The following is a 16112-nucleotide window of genomic DNA, read 5'->3' on the forward strand; positions in this document are numbered from 1 at the left end:
CCATAATTGCGATTGTCGCGTCTTGCCGCCTCCGAAAGGCTCGCGTACATCTTTGACGAAATGAAATACCGGGCCGCTTTGTTTGCGATGCTGCGGCCAACAGATGGGTGCTGAATGCCGAATGACCGTAATCCCATCCTGAACACCGACAGCTACAAGCTGGGGCATTTCCTGCAGTATCCCGCCGGCACCCGCGCCATCAGCGCCTATGTCACAACCCGCGGGAACTCTTTCCGACCCGACGTGATGTTTTTCGGGCTGCAGATGTTCCTCAAGGAATATCTTTCCCGGGCTATCACACGATCCGATATCGATGAAGCGGAAGAAGTCGCCACGCTGCATGGCCAGCCCTTCGACCGCGCAGGCTGGACGCATATCGTCGATACCCATAGCGGATATCTGCCGTTGAAAATCGAGGCATTGCAGGAAGGCTTTGCCGTCCGTCGCGACGTGCCCGTGGCGCAGGTCGTCAACACGGATCCGAATGTTCCGTGGCTCACCTCCTACATCGAGACCGCGCTCTTGCGGGCCATCTGGTACCCCTCCACCGTGGCGACCATGGCATGGCGGATCAAGCAGGCCATCTGGCCCTTCCTTGAACGCACATCGGACCGGGCGGAAGAACTGATCGAGACCAGCATCAGCGACTTCGGCTCCAGGGGAACGACGAGCCTCGAACAAACCGGACTTGGCGGAGCCGCCCATCTCCTGCATTTCACCAGCAGCGATTCACTGGCCGGCATCCTGCATGCGCGCCGCTACTACGGCGCGCTGATGGCGGGCCGTTCCGTTCCCGCATCGGAGCACACCACGGTCACCGCTTGGGGACAGGCACGCGAAGCGGACGCCTATTCCAACATGATCGACCAGTTCGCCCGGTTCGGTGCCTTTTCGATCGTGGCGGACAGCTTCGATCTCCACAATTCGGTGGCCGATACGCTCGGCAAGAAGCTGCAGACGAAGATTCGCGCGGCCAACGCCACACTGGTCGTTCGCTCCGACAGCGGCGATCCGATCGATACACCGGTCCAGGTGGTGGCGCAGCTTGCCTATGCCTTCGGCACGCATCTGAACGGCAAGGGCTTCAAGGTTCTGGACGACAACGTGCGCGTCATCCAGTCGGACGGCGTTTCGCTGCAGGACATCCAGATGATCCTCGGCCGCCTTGAGGGCATGGGCTTTTCCTCGGAAAACATTTCCTTCGGCATGGGGTCGTCACTCCTGCAGAAAGTGAGCCGCGACACGCTTTCCTTCACCATGCGTGCGAGCGCGTTGCAGGACAAAAGCGGCGCTTGGCTCGACATTGGCCGCAGGCCTGGCAACCCGCAGGAGAAACTGCCGGCTCTCGGCCGTCAGGCCGTGGTTCTGGAAGATGGCGATGTCTTCGCGGTGCCGCTAGGCGAACTGGGGCCGAGACAGAACCTGCTGCAACCGGTCTGGGAAAACGGAAAGCTGCTGCGCGACCTCGGCTTCGACGAGATCCGCAAGCTTGCGGCTACCGCCGGAGCACAGTGGCGATAGGCGCATCGAGCCATCCCGAAAGATCGCGATACGCTTAAGGATCGAGCCTTTTACGCATCCTTGAAGATAACATCCCGAAAGAGGCCGTAGACGCCGTTGTCATCCGCATTGAGCGAGACGATGGCTTCCCGTGTCATGTCCTGCGAGGCGGGCAACGAACCGGCCACGGCATCAAGCCAGCTTCCGCGTGGCCGCAGCAACTGTTCCCTCACCGGAGGGAATGGCTCGTCCCACGCACTGTGTCCTTCCGCGAAGGCTAGGGTCTCGGTGGCGGGTTGTTCCAGCCAGTTTCTGAGCATGTCTGCCGCAACGGAGGATGTTGCAGGCAAGGATCGTTCATTTTCAAGGCCTTCGGGGGTCCGCGTGACACCCGGCAAGGAAACCTTAGGCGCTTCCATCATGGTCGCATTCGTACCGCTTGGTCAGCCGCCAACCCGACAATCGGGAGGGCCGGCAGGAGGATATCCTGTCTGACCTATGATGAGCCTGAGGGATTAAGAAAGCCTGATTGACGAACTTCAATACCCTCTTGCCGAGAGACATTTCAGACGCCATCTTCGGTCGGTCACCATGGCGTTGAGGCTTTCATGAGTTTTCGTCCGCCCTCCCTTTTCTCCCCCACCGGGGCCGGAGTCCTGTCGGCGCTGGATTATGAGCTTGCGGCCGAAAAGGCCGATGCGCTCGGCCGGATCGGCAGGAAAGTCGAGGCGGCGCTCGAGGCTCTTTCGGCTGCTCAGGCGGAGAAGGCTCCGCGTGAACACTGCGAGAAACTCATCGATGAGGCTGCGGAACTGATCTGGGCCTTCTTCATCCAGAGGGAAATTTCGGGCTTCCGCAGCCAGGCGGATGCCGTGCGCCGCTACCTGATACCCCGGGAGGTTCTTATCCGCGTTGGCGTGCGCAGGAAGCCTGAAAGCGCGACAAACGAAACTGGCGACGCCTGATCAACTTTCAAGGAAGCCGGATACCCCGAGGGTTTTTTCGGAAATCCGTCAGCTATGGGCGAAGATATCGGTTTCCTCCCAGCCAAGCAGATCGAGTTTGGCGCGGGTCGGCAGAAACTCGAAACAGGCTTCGGCATGGGCCATCCGGCCATCACGTGTCAGGCGCGCAGTCAGCTTGTCGCGCAGGGCATGCAGGTAAAGGACGTCGGATGCCGCATATTCGAGCTGTGCCGGAGAGAGCGTTTCCGCCGCCCAATCCGAAGACTGCTGAGCCTTGGAGATATCAACCTCCAGCATCTCCTTCAGGTTGTCCTTCAAGCCATGCCGGTCCGTGTAGGTACGGCTGAGGCGGGAGGCAATCTTGGTGCAGAAGACCGGCGTGGTGGTGACACCGAAGGTGTGAAACAGCACGGCGATATCGAAACGACCATAGTGGAAGATCTTCTGGCGGGCGGGATCGGCCAGCATCGCGACGAGGTTGGGAGCCTCCTTCTGGCCGGCTGCGATCCGGATGATATCGGCGGTGCCGTCGCCCGAGGAAAGCTGCACGACACAGAGCCGGTCGCGCCTCGGAACGAGACCGAGCGTTTCGGTATCGATCGCGATCGCGCCCGTGTAACGGGCGGCGTCGGCCGCGGAAATGTCACCCTCATGATAGCGAATCGTCGCGGCCATTCATGCTCTCCAGATCGCGGATGGAGCAATTCCAGCAAAAGCGGGGACCGGTTCTACGCCCGGAAATGCTCTATGTCGTTGGTCCGGCTATAAACCATAGCGGATGGGAGCACTACTGTTTTCGAAACTGTCAGCGCCTCGGCCGGCTGACGGGGCCGGTCTCAGTCAGCTCCGTATAGGCGAGCGTCTGGTCCAGATGCGCCGCGCGCAGGGTCAGGAGCTTCTCCGCATAGCGCAGCCGGGTTCCGGCATAGTCCGGCTCTCCGGCAACATTATGCAACTCCATCGGATCCCTTTCGAGATCGAACAGAAGCGGCGGCAGGCCGGCGAAATGAACATATTTGAAAGCCGCGTCACGGATGACCGCGAGATTGCAGAGGTTCGACGGCAGATCGAAATGCTTCTCCGCGGCACCGGTTGCCACCTCACGGAAATCAAACTCGAAGAAGGCTGCGTCCCTCCAGCGGCCCGGCTGGTCACCACGCAGGAACGGCGTGAGAGACGCGCCATCCTGATGATTACGGGCAACAAGGCCGAGCCGCTCGCAGAGTGTCGGCATGATGTCGGCTGCGGCGGTAAAGGCCTCGATGTGTTTTCCTGCCGACACGGTTGCCGCAGGATCCCGGATCACCAGCGGGATATGGTAGCTGCCGTCGTGATAGCCGCCCTTGCCCAGCGCCCAATGGTCGCCCATCATCTCGCCGTGGTCCGAGGTGAAGACGACGACGGTCTTCTCCCAGTCTCCACGGGCGCGCAACGCATCGAAAATGCGCCCGATCTGGGCATCGACCTCGGCGATCATGCCGAAATAAATCGCCCGGATGCGGTCGAAGTCTTCTTCTCGCCATTCGCTCAACGGGCCTGTCGCGCCATGGACGAAACTCGATTTCTGCAGGCCGCCCATCGCATAGCGCGTGAACGGATGGATCGCCGTCTCTTCGGCGCGACTGTCGGCGCGGGCATAGGCCGGCCCGTCGCCGCTCGCAAACATGCTGTTGTAGGGCTCGGGCACGCAGAAGGGCGGATGCGGGCGAAGGAAGGAGATATGGGCAAACCAGGGACGATCCTGCGTCTCGCGCCAGTTCAGGAAGGCTTCCGCCAGGAAGGCCGTCTGGGTTTCGTCCTTGGAGTATGCGGGCGAATCGTTGCCGATGCGGCTATCACCCGGCGAAGCGGACCGGTGGACACCGCGGTCGACGGCATCGGTATGTCCTTTCGCCCGCAACCAGCCCAGCCAGTGACGCTCGTGCTCCAGCAGGATCTGACCGACGGTGAAGCCGGGAAGAACCCCTTCATAGGAGGTCAGCACCGGATCGTTGGGATCGAGCGGCCGTGGATCCGGCGAAACATCGGTATAGCCGAAGACTGTCGGGTCATAACCTGCCCGCCGGGCGGCAAGCGCGATATTGTCGAAACGGGCATCGAGCGGCGAACCGTTGCGGCAGACCCGATGGTTCATCTGGTAAAGCCCGGTATAGAGCGAGGCCCGGGCCGGCGAACAGGGCGCAGCACCGGCATAGTGGCGGCGGAAAAGCACGCCTTCGGCCGCCAGCGCATCGATATTCGGCGTCCTGACAACAGGGTGTCCAACCGCCGACAGGCAATCGCCTCGCCACTGGTCTGCCGTAATCAAAAGGATGTTCGGCTTCATGAGCGGCCCTCCATATGTTCTTGCGGCGCAGTCTCAACTCGCTGTCGATTCTATTGCGTCCGGGCCTCACATTTTCCCGTCATCCGGCAACACGCAAATGAAAAAGCATGGCGGCCTCACCTTGAGGAACCTACGCCCACTTGCCTGAGGCGGCCAGCGCCTTAAAACCGGAAGAGACAGCAATCTCGACATGAGGATACGGACATGAGCGGCACAATCCTGATCACCGGCGCAACCGCCGGCTTCGGCGCGGCAACGGCGCGGCGCTTCGTCGCCGAGGGCTGGAGGGTCATCGGCACCGGCCGGCGTCAGGCGCGGCTGGACGAACTTGCCGCCGAACTGGGCAGCGAATTTCACGGCCTCGCCTTCGACATCACGGATGAAGACGGCATGCGCGACGCGCTGACCGGCCTGCCGGAAGCCTTTGCGGGTATCGATATCCTCGTCAACAATGCCGGGCTTGCGCTCGGCACCGCACCCGCGCCACAGGTTCCGCTCGCCGACTGGAAGACAATGGTCAACACCAACATCACCGGCCTCCTGGCGATCACCCATCACCTGCTGCCGACCCTGATCGAGCGACGCGGCATGATCGTCAACCTCTCCTCGGTTGCGGCCCACTGGCCCTATTCCGGCGGCAATGTCTATGCGGGAACCAAAGCCTTCCTGCGCCAGTTTTCGCTCGGGCTTCGCTCCGACCTGCATGGCAAGGGCGTTCGCGTCACCTCGATCGAGCCCGGCCTCTGCGAAAGCGAATTCACACTGGTCAGAACGGGCGGAAATCAGGATGCCTATGATGCGCTCTATGGCGGCGCGCATGCGATCCAGCCCGGGGATATCGCCAACACCATCCACTGGGTCGCCTCCCAGCCCGCCCATATCAACATCAACAGCCTGGAAATCATGCCCGTCAGCCAGTCATGGGCGGGTTTTCAGGTTCACAGGGAAAAATAACGAACGGTTTTCCGTTTGGGCTGGCTCGCAGTTCTTTCGCCGATTCATGCGTTTCGAGAGCCCGATTGACCATTTTCAAGTCAAAATTGCCTCCAGGTACGGCAATTTTGACTTTCGTGGGATATGAAAACGCTTAATCGGCCCATCCAAAGCGCTCCGGTTCAGCTTTGCGACAGATAGCTATGCATTAAATGCATTGGTGCATTGCAGCAACGGGACTATTCATTCAAAGCGATATGACTATATTCAAATCATCGAAGCGGCGCACTCCTCCTCCCAGCGTCGCGAGATAGGATCGGCAATACTCCTCCTCCCAATTGCCGATCAAGTTCAAGAGCCTGGCGCACCTCCTCCCGCGCCGGGCTCTTTTCATTTTGGGCGACCTTTTGATCCGCCTTCCCAACCTTCCATTTGAAAAATGATCCCGGCTGGTGGATGTTCCGACGCTTCGTCATCAGAGGAACGACCATGCCCGATCAGAGATCCGTCACCATACGCGATACCCGCCGCGAGGACGTCGACCTCTTGCATTGCGGCATCCTGGCGCTCGCCCGCCATGTCGGCAGCCAGCACAAGGTGCTCAGCACACCGGCCGACCTGCTTCTTCATGGCTTCGGCGAACGGCCGGCCTTCGATGGCCTGATTGCCGAGGTCGAGGGTCGCTTCGCCGGCATGTGCCTGACATTCGCGAGCTTTTCGACGTTTCGGGGCGAGTCGGGGATCTATGTGCAGGATCTCTATGTCGAAGAGATCTTTCGCGGCATGCGGATCGGCGAACGGCTCCTGCAGGCCGCCGCAGCGCGCGGCCTCGAAAAGGGAGCCCGATACCTGCGTCTATCGGTCGATACCGGCAACAACCGCGCGCAGGCCTTTTATGAGCGTCTGGGGATCACCCATTCGCGCGACGAACAGATCCACATGATCAAGGGCGAGGACTTCTCCGACTTCGCTCGCAAGGGAAATTTGAATCGCGAAGAAAATGCCGGGTCCTGAACGCCCCTTCCCGCCTGTTCGGGAAGATTTCAGCAGCTGCAGCCCTCGCAACGGCAAAGGCGAAGCCTTGGATCCGGCCACGTCATCCAAGTGTCATCCAGGGCGACTATAGCAGGCCTGCCTTTTCCAATTAAACATTTTTGCGAGGAAAAACCCATGCGCACGCTCTTTGCAGCCCTCGTGGCATCTACGATGCTCGCCGGTGCCGCCAATGCCGCCACCGTCTATCCGCTCGACCGCGCCACCATCCTTTCGGGTTCGCCGTTCGACTTCAAGGTCGAACTGAAGAACGTCGTGAAGCCGGAAGACGTCAAGATCACCGTGAACGGTCAGGACTACAAGTCGGTGCTCGGCGCCGAGGCGGAATTCGTGGCCGAAGAAAAGGGCAAGGAAGACAAGGTCCTCGGCTCCGCGCTGATCCTGCGTGGCGTTTCCCTGCCGGCCGGCGCCTACAAGGTGGAAGTTACAGCCGGCGACGAAACGAAGTCGGTCAACTGGGACGTCTATGCCACCGCTGAGAAACCGGCCGCCAAGAATGTGATCTTCCTGATCGCCGACGGCCTTTCCGTCGCGCACCGCACCGCCGCCCGCATCATGTCCAAGGGCATGACCGAGGGCAAGGCTGACGGTCGCCTCGCCATGGACGACGTTCCGCCGGTCGCCTTCATCGGCACGTCCTCGACCCATTCGATCGCCACCGACAGCGCCAACACCATGTCGGCCTACATGACCGGCCACAAGTCGCGCGTCAACGCGCTCGGCGTCTATGCCGACCGTACGCCGGCCACCCAGGACGACCCTAAGGTCGAGACCGTGGCAGAAGCCCTGCGCCGCCAGACGAAGAAGTCGATCGGCATCGTCTCCACCGCCGAGATCGAGGATGCAACGCCGGCCGCCGTCGTTTCCCATACCCGCGCCCGTGGCGACAAGGCCGACATCGTCGGCATGTTCTACGGCCTGAAGCCTGAAGTCGTCCTCGGCGGCGGTTCCGCCTACTTCCTCGCCAAGGACGTACCTGGTTCCAAGCGCAAGGACGACAAGGACTACATCACGCTCTTCAAGGAAGCCGGCTATACGCTCGCAACCGACAAGACCGAGCTTTCCGCCGCCACCGGCACCAATACCGGCAAGCTTCTCGGCCTGTTCCACACCGGCAACATGGACGTGACGCTCGACCGTGAATTCCTGAAGAAGGGCACCGTCGAAAAGTTCCCGAACCAGCCGGGCCTGGTCGACATGACCAAGGCCGCACTTGGCGAGCTTTCCAAGAACCCGGACGGCTTCTTCCTGATGGTCGAAGGCGCTTCGATCGACAAGATGAGCCACCCGCTCGACTGGGACCGCGCTGTGGTCGACACCATCGAGTTCGACAAGGCCGTCGGCGTTGCCCGAGAATTCGCCGAGAAGAACCCCGATACCCTGATCATCGTCACCGGCGACCATACCCATGGCGTTTCGATCATCGGCACCGTCGATGACGAGAAGGAAGGCACGGAAATGCGCGAAAAGGTCGGCACCTATGACGACGCCGGCTTCCCGAACTACGAGGACAAGGACGGCGACGGCTATCCGGACCGCGTAGACGTTTCGCGCCGCCTGTTCCTTGCTGCCAACAACGGCCCGGATCACTACGAAACCTTCCGTCCGAAGCTTGACGGTCCGTTCGTTCCGGCCATCCAGAACGAGAACAAGGAATATGTCGCCAACGAAGCCTACAAGGATGTTCCCGGCGCCGTCTTCGTGCAGGGCAACATTCCGAAGGACGGCGATTCGGGCGTTCACGCCGTCGACGACGTCGTGCTGCAGGCGACCGGTCCCGGTGCCGAAGGCTTCCGTGGCTACATGGAACAGAGCGACGTCTACCGCGTTCTGGCCGACGCCATGGCGCTCGGCGCAAAACAGACGCAGTAATATTCCGACAATACCGGTCCGGGCGCAAAACGCCCGGGCCATTTCCGTTTCATGCGGAAGCAGCCAGAAGGCGCAACTGCGGGAGACCTTTCATGACCAAAACTTTCATATCCTCCCCTTTCGACCGCCGTCATTTCATCGGCGGCCTTCTGCTTTCCGCACTCTGCCTCAAAAGCCGGCCAAGCTTCGCTGCAACCGCCGATCTCACCTTTGATGAACTCTATGGCAAGGTCAGCGTCCTCGGGCTCGAATTCTCGTCCAAGGTCAAGGAATTGAACGGCCAGGAGGTTGCCATGCGCGGCTTCATGGCCCCGCCCCTGAAGGCCGAAGCGACATTCTTCGTATTGACCGAAGTGCCGATGGCGCTTTGCCCCTTCTGCTCTTCCGATGCGGACTGGCCCGACAATATCGTGGTCGTCTATCTCGACGAGAAGCAGACCTTCGTGCAACCGAGCACCCAGATCGAAGTGACCGGCCGTCTGGAGATGGGATCCTGGACGGACCCCGAAACGGGCTTCGTTAGCCTGCTGCGCATTCGCCAAGCCTCCTACGGCACGGTCTGACACGATGCTCTCTCTCAACCTCGACGGCGTCAGCGTCTCCTATCCCGGCCTCGGTGCTCCCGTGCTCGACATAAAAGCTCTTGCAATCCCGGGCGGTTCACATGTCGCCATTACCGGCGCCTCGGGATCGGGCAAGAGCACGCTGGTCAATCTCATCACCGGGCTTGAGAGAGTTCAGAACGGGCGCATCGACTGGAACGGCACCGATCTCGCAACCCTCTCCGAAGGCGGACGCGACCGCTGGCGCGCCCAAAATGTCGGTCTCGTCATGCAGGATTTTCATCTCTTCCCCGGCCTTTCGGCCATCGACAACGTGTTGCTACCCTCGCGGCTGGCGCGGGCAGCAGGCACCGACCATGCAGCAAGAGCCGCGGAACTCATCCGCCGCGTCGGGCTTTCGCGGCCCGACCAGCCGGTGGAAACCATGTCACGCGGGGAGATGCAGCGCGTTGCCGTCGCCCGCGCGCTGCTAAGGCAACCCGGCGTGATCGTCGCGGACGAACCGACCGCCAGCCTCGATCCCGAAAGCGGCGATGCGGTGGCCGAACTCCTGCTCGACCTCGCATCCACGGAGGGGCGCACGCTGATCGTCGTTTCCCACGATCCGCGGCTCGTCGAGCGTCTGAACCGACGGATCGTGCTCGCCAACGGACGGATCGTCTCCGACACGGCTGAAGCAGAGGTGGACGCATGATCCGGTTCATTCTCGCCGACCTGCGCCGTCTCTGGGCAGGCTCCGTGGTGGTTGTGCTGCTTGTTGCGCTGGCGACCGCGCTTGGCGTCACTGTCACGCTTCAGGAACGGTCCCTGCGGCTCGGCAGCGCCAGAGCCGCCGACAAGTTCGACCTCGTGGTCGGTGCGGCCGGTTCGGAGACGCAGCTGGTTCTCTCCTCCGTCTTCCTGCAGGCAGCGCCGCTGCCGCTCCTGTCAGGAGAGGTATTGCACGCGCTCTCCGAAGATCCGCGCGTCGCCTGGGCAGCACCTGTCGCATTCGGTGACAGCTTCAACGGCTATCCGCTCGTCGGCACCACGACGACGCTGATCAGCAACACCACTCCGGGCTTCAGCGAAGGGGCGATGTTCGCCGCGGAAGGCGAGGCCGTGATCGGTGCTGCCGTCCAGCTGCGCATCGGCGACGAAGTGAAGCCGATGCACGGCAATGCCGGCGAAGGCGGGCATACCCATACGGAACTCGCCTATCACGTGGTCGGGCGGCTGAAGCCGACGAATACGTCCTGGGATCGAGCGATCCTCGTGCCGGTGCAAGCCGTCTGGCACATCCACGGTCTCGGCAGCGAGGGCGAGGGCCACGACCACGATCATGCATCTGAAGATGTAGGCGCTCCGGCGGCGGGTGGGGCTTCAAGCGCCGAAGCTGAACATCATGACGAAGAGGATGGCGACGGGCATCATCACGGCGGGATCGACGCCGACGCGCCCCTCGTCGAAACCTTCGATGAGCATATGCCGGGCCTGTCTGCCATTCTGGTCAAACCGAAGACCATCGGAGACGCCTACAAGCTCAGGCAGGAATATCGCGCGGAAACGACGCTCGCCGTCTTCCCCGGCGAGGTCCTGACTCGTCTTTATGCAACTCTCGGCGACGCCAAGCTGGTGCTCTCTGCCGTCTCGGTCGGCGCACAGGTGCTGGTGGCTGCGGCCTTGCTGCTGGTCACGATCCTGCATGTCGGGCAGCGCCGGCGGCAGATCGGAGCGCTTCGCGCCTTCGGTGCCCCGCGCCTCGCAGTGTTTGGCATTGTCTGGTCAGAACTCTTCCTGCTGGTTCTGGCCGGTATCGGCATCGGCTACCTGATCGGATATGGAGCCGCCGTTTTCATCGCCAATCTTCTCACCGCCCAGAGCGGCGTCGTGCTGCCGGTTTCCTTCGCGCGACCCGATCTCTGGCAGGCCGGATGGATGCTCGCCTTCGGGGCTTTCCTCGCAACCCTTCCTGCATGGCTTGCCTATCGGCAATCCCCCGCATCGGCTCTCAGATCCTGAGCCGGCATACTGTTTGCGCCATGGCTTGAGCGGTTCCGGAGACCGTTCTATATAGCTCTGAACCAAAGGCAAGGGAGCAGAAGGCATGTCAGTGAAATTCGGGACGAGTGGGCTGCGCGGTCTTTCTTCGGAACTCGTCGGCAGCGTTTCCGCCCTCTATTCCACGGCCTTCGCACAATTCCTGCTTTCCGGAGGGCTTGCCTCTCCCGGCGGCCCGGTTGTGGTGGCGCGGGACTTTCGCCAATCCAGCCCGGAAATTGCCTCGACCGTCATGGCGGCGCTGATCCGCGCCGGCCTGAAGCCAATCGACTGCGGTACGATCCCGACGCCGGCGCTGGCGCTCTACGGCCAGTCGATCGGCGCGGCCGGCATCATGATCACCGGCTCGCATATCCCCGCCGATCGTAACGGCATCAAGTTCTATCGGCCGGACGGCGAGATCGCCAAGACCGACGAGACCGCGATTACCGAAGCGGCTGCGTCTCTTGCCGATGACGCGGATGCCAATCACGTTGAAGCGGGGACTGCCGAAAACCATGAGACAGAGGCGACCCGCCTCTTCCTCGAGCGTAACATCGCCATCCTCCCGGCCGGAGCGCTGAAGGGTAAGCGCATCGGGATCTACCAGCACAGCACGGTTGCCCGCGATATGATGGTCAAAGTGTTCGAGCATTATGGCGCGACCGTCTTCCCGCTCGGTCGGTCCGAGCAGTTCATTCCCGTCGATACGGAAGCTGTTTCGGACGACACCATCCGTCTGCTGGCCGAATGGAGCGATGAACTCGCCCTCGACGCCACCATTTCCACCGATGGTGACGGCGACCGCCCACTGGTTGCCGACGAGCACGGCCTGCCGCTGCGCGGTGACCTTCTGGGTCTCGTCGCAGCACGTTTCCTCGGCGCCCACGTCGTTGCAACGCCCGTGACCTCCAATTCGGGACTGGAAGCTGCGGGCGGCTTCAAGGTCGTGCGCACACGCGTCGGATCGCCCTTCGTGATCGCGGCAATGGACGAGGCGCTCGCTGCCGGGGAAAGCAAGGTCATCGGCTTCGAGGCCAATGGCGGCTTGATGCTGGGTTCCGATTTCCTGGTCGGATCGACGGTGCTGAAGGCCCTGCCCACGCGCGACAGCTTCCTGCCGGCGCTCGCTGTCCTCGGCATGGCGGCGGAAAGCGGCCTGACGCTATCGGCCATCGCCAAGACCTTCAGCCTGCCCGTGGCGGTTGCCGACCGGCTGGAGAACTATGCAAGCGAACGCAGCGCCTCGCTCATGGCCCATCTTCGCGGCAGCAAAGACAATCTCTCGAGCTTCCTTTCCCCCGTCGGAACGGTGAAATCGACTAGCGATATCGACGGCCTGCGGGTGACGCTCGGCGATGACAGCGTCATTCACTTCCGCCCATCGGGCAATGCGCCCGAGATGCGCTGCTATGTCGAGGCCAGGGATCAGGATGCGGCGGAAGCCCTTCTCGCAAAGGGTCTTGGCCTGCTCGGCGGCTGGCAGGGAACCGCCTGACGATCGCCGCTCACCGGACGATCATTAGCCGGACATCCTTTTGATTCAGGCTGCGGTTCGAATGGAGGCCGCAGCGCGCGGTGCGGGGATCTGGAAGCGCACGCGCGTCTCCAGCGATTCGATCACTTCGTCCGCAAAGGCACTGGCGTTTTCGCGAGCCTTTGCCAGATTGCTGACCCGACCCGGATCGGCAGAATAAAGCGTGCCGCCGCAATCGAAGATATCGCGGAAGGCCGAGCGCTCGATGATCGGCGTATTGAGAACGTGAACGCGGCGTTCGGCGAGAAGCGTCTTCACCACCTGCATGGCGCGGGTGGTGACCATGGAATTCACCCGGGTCAGCACCACGGAGAAGGGAATGAAGATATTGCCCTTTTCCTCAAGGTAGTGCAGCAGCTCGATGACATGGGCGCCGCCCTGCGCATCCATTGCGCATCCCTGGATCGGGATCATCACATGGTCGGAGAAGCCGACGCTCTTGGCAAGCAGCGGGCTGCGCGCACCCGGCAAATCGATCAGCACGAAGTCGGAGCGGGAACGGGCTTCATCGACGTGACGCTGCAGCGAGGTCATGGTGACATAGGAAATGACATTGATGCTGGTGCGGCCGCGGGAGGCCTCGAACCAGCGATGGATCCAGTATTGCGGATCGGCATCGAGGATCGTGACGCGATAACCCTTGCGCTCCAGTTCGGTGGCCAGCAGAAGAACCGCCGTGGTCTTTCCGGCGCCGCCCTTGGTATTGGCGAAAGTGATCACAGCCATGCTCGAAACCCCGGGATCCTGGTGAGCCGGTCATCGCTCGGAAGCGATACCGACGCATGGTATCGTTTCACCTATCCTTGCCAAACATGGTTAACAAAATCACAACAAAGAAGACGAGATCACGCCTTTGGAGCGCGCTTCACTCCGGCCGGATTGGACCTTAGCGCCTTGCATCAGCAGCAAGGATCTCCCTGGCGATCTGATCCAGCGGCACGACGCGGTCGACGCCACCCCGGGCAATCGCCTCCTTCGGCATGCCGAAGACGACGGAGCTTGCTTCGTCCTGCGCAACGTTGAACGCACCTGCCTGATGCATCTCTTCCATGCCGCGCGCACCGTCGTCACCCATGCCGGTCATGATGACGCCCATGGCGTTCGTACCGGCGGAGCGGGCAGCAGAGCGGAAGAGGACATCGACCGAGGGACGGTGGCGAGAGACCAGCGGTCCGGTCCTGACCGAAACGTGATAGCGCGCGCCCTGCCGCTCCAGCAGCATATGCTTATCGCCGGGTGCGATCAGAACATGGCCGCGAAGCACGGGGTCGCCGTCGACGGCTTCCTTCACGGCAACCTCGCAAAGGCTGTCGAGACGACGGGCGAAGGCCGCGGTGAACTTTTCAGGCATATGCTGGACGATGACGATGCCGGGAGCGTTGGCCGGCAGGCGTTCCAGCAGGTCCCGCAAGGCTTCCGTTCCCCCGGTGGACGCGCCGATGCAGACCACCATTTCGGTCGTCTTTGCCATTGCCTTGCCGGTCGGCGGCGGCAACACCGCATCCGCCGTCAGCTTCTGTGCTGGGCCGCTGGCCGACGCCGAACCGCCTAAGCGGCGGCGCGTGGCCGGCACGCGCGCATGGGCGGCGCTCTTCACCACCTCGCAGATGCGCATGCCGGTTTCCGCCAGGTGGTCGGCCGCAGCGATCTTGGGTTTCAGAATGACATCGACCGCACCGGCCTCGAGCGCCTGAAGCAGGGTTTCGGAACCCTGCTCGGTCAGCGACGAACACATGACGACGGGGATGGGGTGCTGCGCCATGAGCTTGCGCAGGAAGGTGATGCCATCCATGCGCGGCATCTCGACGTCGAGCGTGATGACGTCGGGCACATCCTCCTGAAGCTTGCGGGCCGCCATGAATGGATCGGAGGCGGCCCCGATCACCTCTATCTCCGGATCGGACTCGAATATTCGCGTCAGGGTCTGTCGGACGCTGGCGGAATCATCGATGATCAGGACGCGGACTTTTTTTCCCATGCTGCCTCAAACGCGCTGGAATACAGTATTTGCGACCTGCTTCAGCGGCAGGTCGAAGCCGGAGACGGTCTCGGAATGACCGATAAACAGATGTCCGCCCGGCACCAGGTTATCGCATAGACGAGACACCACCTTGTGCTGCGTCGGCTTGTCGAAATAGATCAGAACATTCCGGCAGAAGATGATGTGCATCGGATCACCGACGGTGTACTGGGGGTCCATCAGGTTCAGCCGGCCGAAACCGATCTTCGAACGCAGGCGTGGGTGAATGCGCACTTCGCGCCGGCCCTTCTGCATATGCTCCATGACAAAGCGCTGACGCAACGCCGTCGGCACCGGGGCAACCATGTCGGCATTGTAGACACCGGCAAGCGCCGTCGACAGCACATCCGTGCTGAGGTCAGTCGCAAGGATCGTGTAGTCGGGAGATCCGGCACGGCTCTGGAAGTCTTCCAGAACCATGGCCAGAGTGTAAGGTTCCGCACCCGTCGAACATGCCGAACTCCATACACGCAGACGGCTGGTTCCTGCCGCATGCAGGGTGGGCAGCAGTCGGTCTCGCATGTACTGGAAGTGATTGGGTTCCCGGAAGAAATCCGTCTTGTTGGTGGTGACCGCATCGATCAGGTAGACGGTCTCGTGCTCAAGACCGTCATGATTGAAGATGTAGTCGCAATATTCATCGAAGCTCAAAATGCCCGTCGCTCTCAGCCGCCGGCGCAGGCGGCCTTCGAGCATGGTTCGCTTCGTCGCAGGCATCTTGATGCCGCTATACTCGTAGATGAAGCGTGCGAGACGATCGAAATTGCGCTTGTTGATATGATCGTCGCTCGACGGTTCGCTGTAACTCGCCAGTGCCAAAGTCCGCGTCTCCGATTTCGTTACGCCGCCCGTCTGGACGACAGGAGCGCCGTGTCGTTGCTCGAAAGAAGCCGCGTCAGGTCGATGATGACGACGAAGCCTTCGGCACGACGGACAACACCGGCGATGTAGTCGGAATTCCAGGCAACGCCGATCTCCGGCGCATTCTCGATCTGGTCACGCCGGAAGGGCGTGACCTCGAAAACGCGGTCGGCCACCATGCCGAGCGTCAGCGAACGATCTTCGAAGGGAATGTCGAGCACGAGAACGCGCGTGTTCGACGTCGGCACCGTTTTCGGCAGACCGAGCTTCAGCCGGAGGTCGATGGTCGGGACACCCTGGCCGCGCACATCGCGAAGGCCCATCAGGTAATCGGGACCATTCGGGATCTTGAAAACCTCTTCATGATCGAGGATCTCGCGCACCACTTCCACCGGCACGGCGAAGATCTCTTCGCCGAGCGCAAAGGTAACGAACTGGGATTCGGACTGGATCGGCGCCATGC

General features: G+C 61.7%; 16 protein-coding genes. 9 read left to right on the forward strand and 7 right to left on the reverse strand.

Features of this window, described 5'->3' with window-relative positions; genetic code table 11:
- Positions 1 to 114: 114 nt before the first annotated feature.
- Complete coding sequence (locus NBH21_RS24835) at positions 115 to 1521, forward strand: nicotinate phosphoribosyltransferase (RefSeq protein ID WP_250912846.1); 1407 nt, start codon at positions 115 to 117, stop codon at positions 1519 to 1521.
- Between the two features lie 50 nt (positions 1522 to 1571).
- Here NBH21_RS24835 and NBH21_RS24840 read toward each other — a convergent pair whose 3' ends face one another.
- Positions 1572 to 1850 carry a hypothetical protein gene (locus NBH21_RS24840; RefSeq protein ID WP_250912845.1) on the reverse strand — a complete coding sequence of 93 codons (279 nt, stop codon included), beginning with the start codon at positions 1848 to 1850 and terminating at the stop codon, positions 1572 to 1574.
- A gap of 258 nt (positions 1851 to 2108) precedes the next feature.
- On the opposite strand from NBH21_RS24840, the gene NBH21_RS24845 reads away from it, so the two are divergent.
- Positions 2109 to 2465, forward strand: a complete 357-nt coding sequence (locus NBH21_RS24845; RefSeq protein WP_250912844.1) for a DUF6665 family protein — start codon at positions 2109 to 2111, stop codon at positions 2463 to 2465.
- Between the two features lie 48 nt (positions 2466 to 2513).
- Here the strand turns inward: NBH21_RS24845 and NBH21_RS24850 are convergent, their stop codons facing one another.
- Together NBH21_RS24850 and NBH21_RS24855 are read right to left on the reverse strand one after the other, a co-directional pair.
- Positions 2514 to 3140, reverse strand: a complete 627-nt coding sequence (locus tag NBH21_RS24850) for a ribonuclease D (protein ID WP_250912843.1) — start codon at positions 3138 to 3140, stop codon at positions 2514 to 2516.
- Between the two features lie 130 nt (positions 3141 to 3270).
- Positions 3271 to 4791 carry an alkaline phosphatase family protein gene (locus NBH21_RS24855; protein ID WP_250912842.1) on the reverse strand — a complete coding sequence of 507 codons (1521 nt, stop codon included), beginning with the start codon at positions 4789 to 4791 and terminating at the stop codon, positions 3271 to 3273.
- 204 nt (positions 4792 to 4995) lie between these two features.
- Between NBH21_RS24855 and NBH21_RS24860 the strand changes: the two genes are divergently transcribed.
- From NBH21_RS24860 to NBH21_RS24890, 7 genes are all read left to right on the forward strand, one after another.
- Positions 4996 to 5745, forward strand: coding sequence for an SDR family NAD(P)-dependent oxidoreductase (locus NBH21_RS24860; protein WP_250912841.1), 750 nt, complete (start codon positions 4996 to 4998; stop codon positions 5743 to 5745).
- Positions 5746 to 6213: 468 nt separating this feature from the next.
- Complete coding sequence (locus NBH21_RS24865; RefSeq protein WP_250912840.1) at positions 6214 to 6738, forward strand: GNAT family N-acetyltransferase; 525 nt, start codon at positions 6214 to 6216, stop codon at positions 6736 to 6738.
- A gap of 156 nt (positions 6739 to 6894) precedes the next feature.
- The gene (locus NBH21_RS24870) at positions 6895 to 8649 is read left to right on the forward strand and encodes an alkaline phosphatase (protein WP_250912839.1); all 1755 of its coding nucleotides are present in this window, start codon (positions 6895 to 6897) and stop codon (positions 8647 to 8649) included.
- A gap of 92 nt (positions 8650 to 8741) precedes the next feature.
- Positions 8742 to 9212, forward strand: coding sequence for a hypothetical protein (locus NBH21_RS24875; RefSeq protein WP_250912838.1), 471 nt, complete (start codon positions 8742 to 8744; stop codon positions 9210 to 9212).
- 4 nt (positions 9213 to 9216) lie between these two features.
- A complete protein-coding gene (locus tag NBH21_RS24880) occupies positions 9217 to 9906 on the forward strand; it encodes an ABC transporter ATP-binding protein (RefSeq protein WP_250912837.1) in 690 nt (229 codons plus the stop codon).
- Positions 9903 to 11213, forward strand: coding sequence for an ABC transporter permease (locus NBH21_RS24885; RefSeq protein WP_250912836.1), 1311 nt, complete (start codon positions 9903 to 9905; stop codon positions 11211 to 11213). The genes NBH21_RS24880 and NBH21_RS24885 overlap by 4 nt, the downstream gene beginning before the upstream one ends.
- A gap of 85 nt (positions 11214 to 11298) precedes the next feature.
- Positions 11299 to 12729, forward strand: a complete 1431-nt coding sequence (locus tag NBH21_RS24890) for a phosphomannomutase (RefSeq protein ID WP_250912835.1) — start codon at positions 11299 to 11301, stop codon at positions 12727 to 12729.
- 45 nt (positions 12730 to 12774) lie between these two features.
- On the opposite strand, the gene NBH21_RS24895 is transcribed toward NBH21_RS24890, so the two are convergent.
- The 4 genes from NBH21_RS24895 to NBH21_RS24910 form a co-directional block, all read right to left on the reverse strand.
- Positions 12775 to 13494 carry a ParA family protein gene (locus tag NBH21_RS24895; protein WP_250912834.1) on the reverse strand — a complete coding sequence of 240 codons (720 nt, stop codon included), beginning with the start codon at positions 13492 to 13494 and terminating at the stop codon, positions 12775 to 12777.
- Between the two features lie 160 nt (positions 13495 to 13654).
- Positions 13655 to 14746 (reverse strand): protein-glutamate methylesterase/protein-glutamine glutaminase, encoded by a 1092-nt coding sequence (locus tag NBH21_RS24900; RefSeq protein ID WP_250912833.1) that lies wholly within the window; start codon positions 14744 to 14746, stop codon positions 13655 to 13657.
- A 6-nt stretch (positions 14747 to 14752) separates the two neighbouring features.
- Positions 14753 to 15607 (reverse strand): CheR family methyltransferase, encoded by an 855-nt coding sequence (locus NBH21_RS24905; RefSeq protein ID WP_250912832.1) that lies wholly within the window; start codon positions 15605 to 15607, stop codon positions 14753 to 14755.
- A gap of 20 nt (positions 15608 to 15627) precedes the next feature.
- The gene (locus tag NBH21_RS24910; protein ID WP_250912859.1) at positions 15628 to 16110 is read right to left on the reverse strand and encodes a chemotaxis protein CheW; all 483 of its coding nucleotides are present in this window, start codon (positions 16108 to 16110) and stop codon (positions 15628 to 15630) included.
- Positions 16111 to 16112: the final 2 nt, after the last annotated feature.

Source organism: Ciceribacter sichuanensis (assembly GCF_024055605.1).
Taxonomy (GTDB): domain Bacteria; phylum Pseudomonadota; class Alphaproteobacteria; order Rhizobiales; family Rhizobiaceae; genus Allorhizobium; species Allorhizobium sichuanense.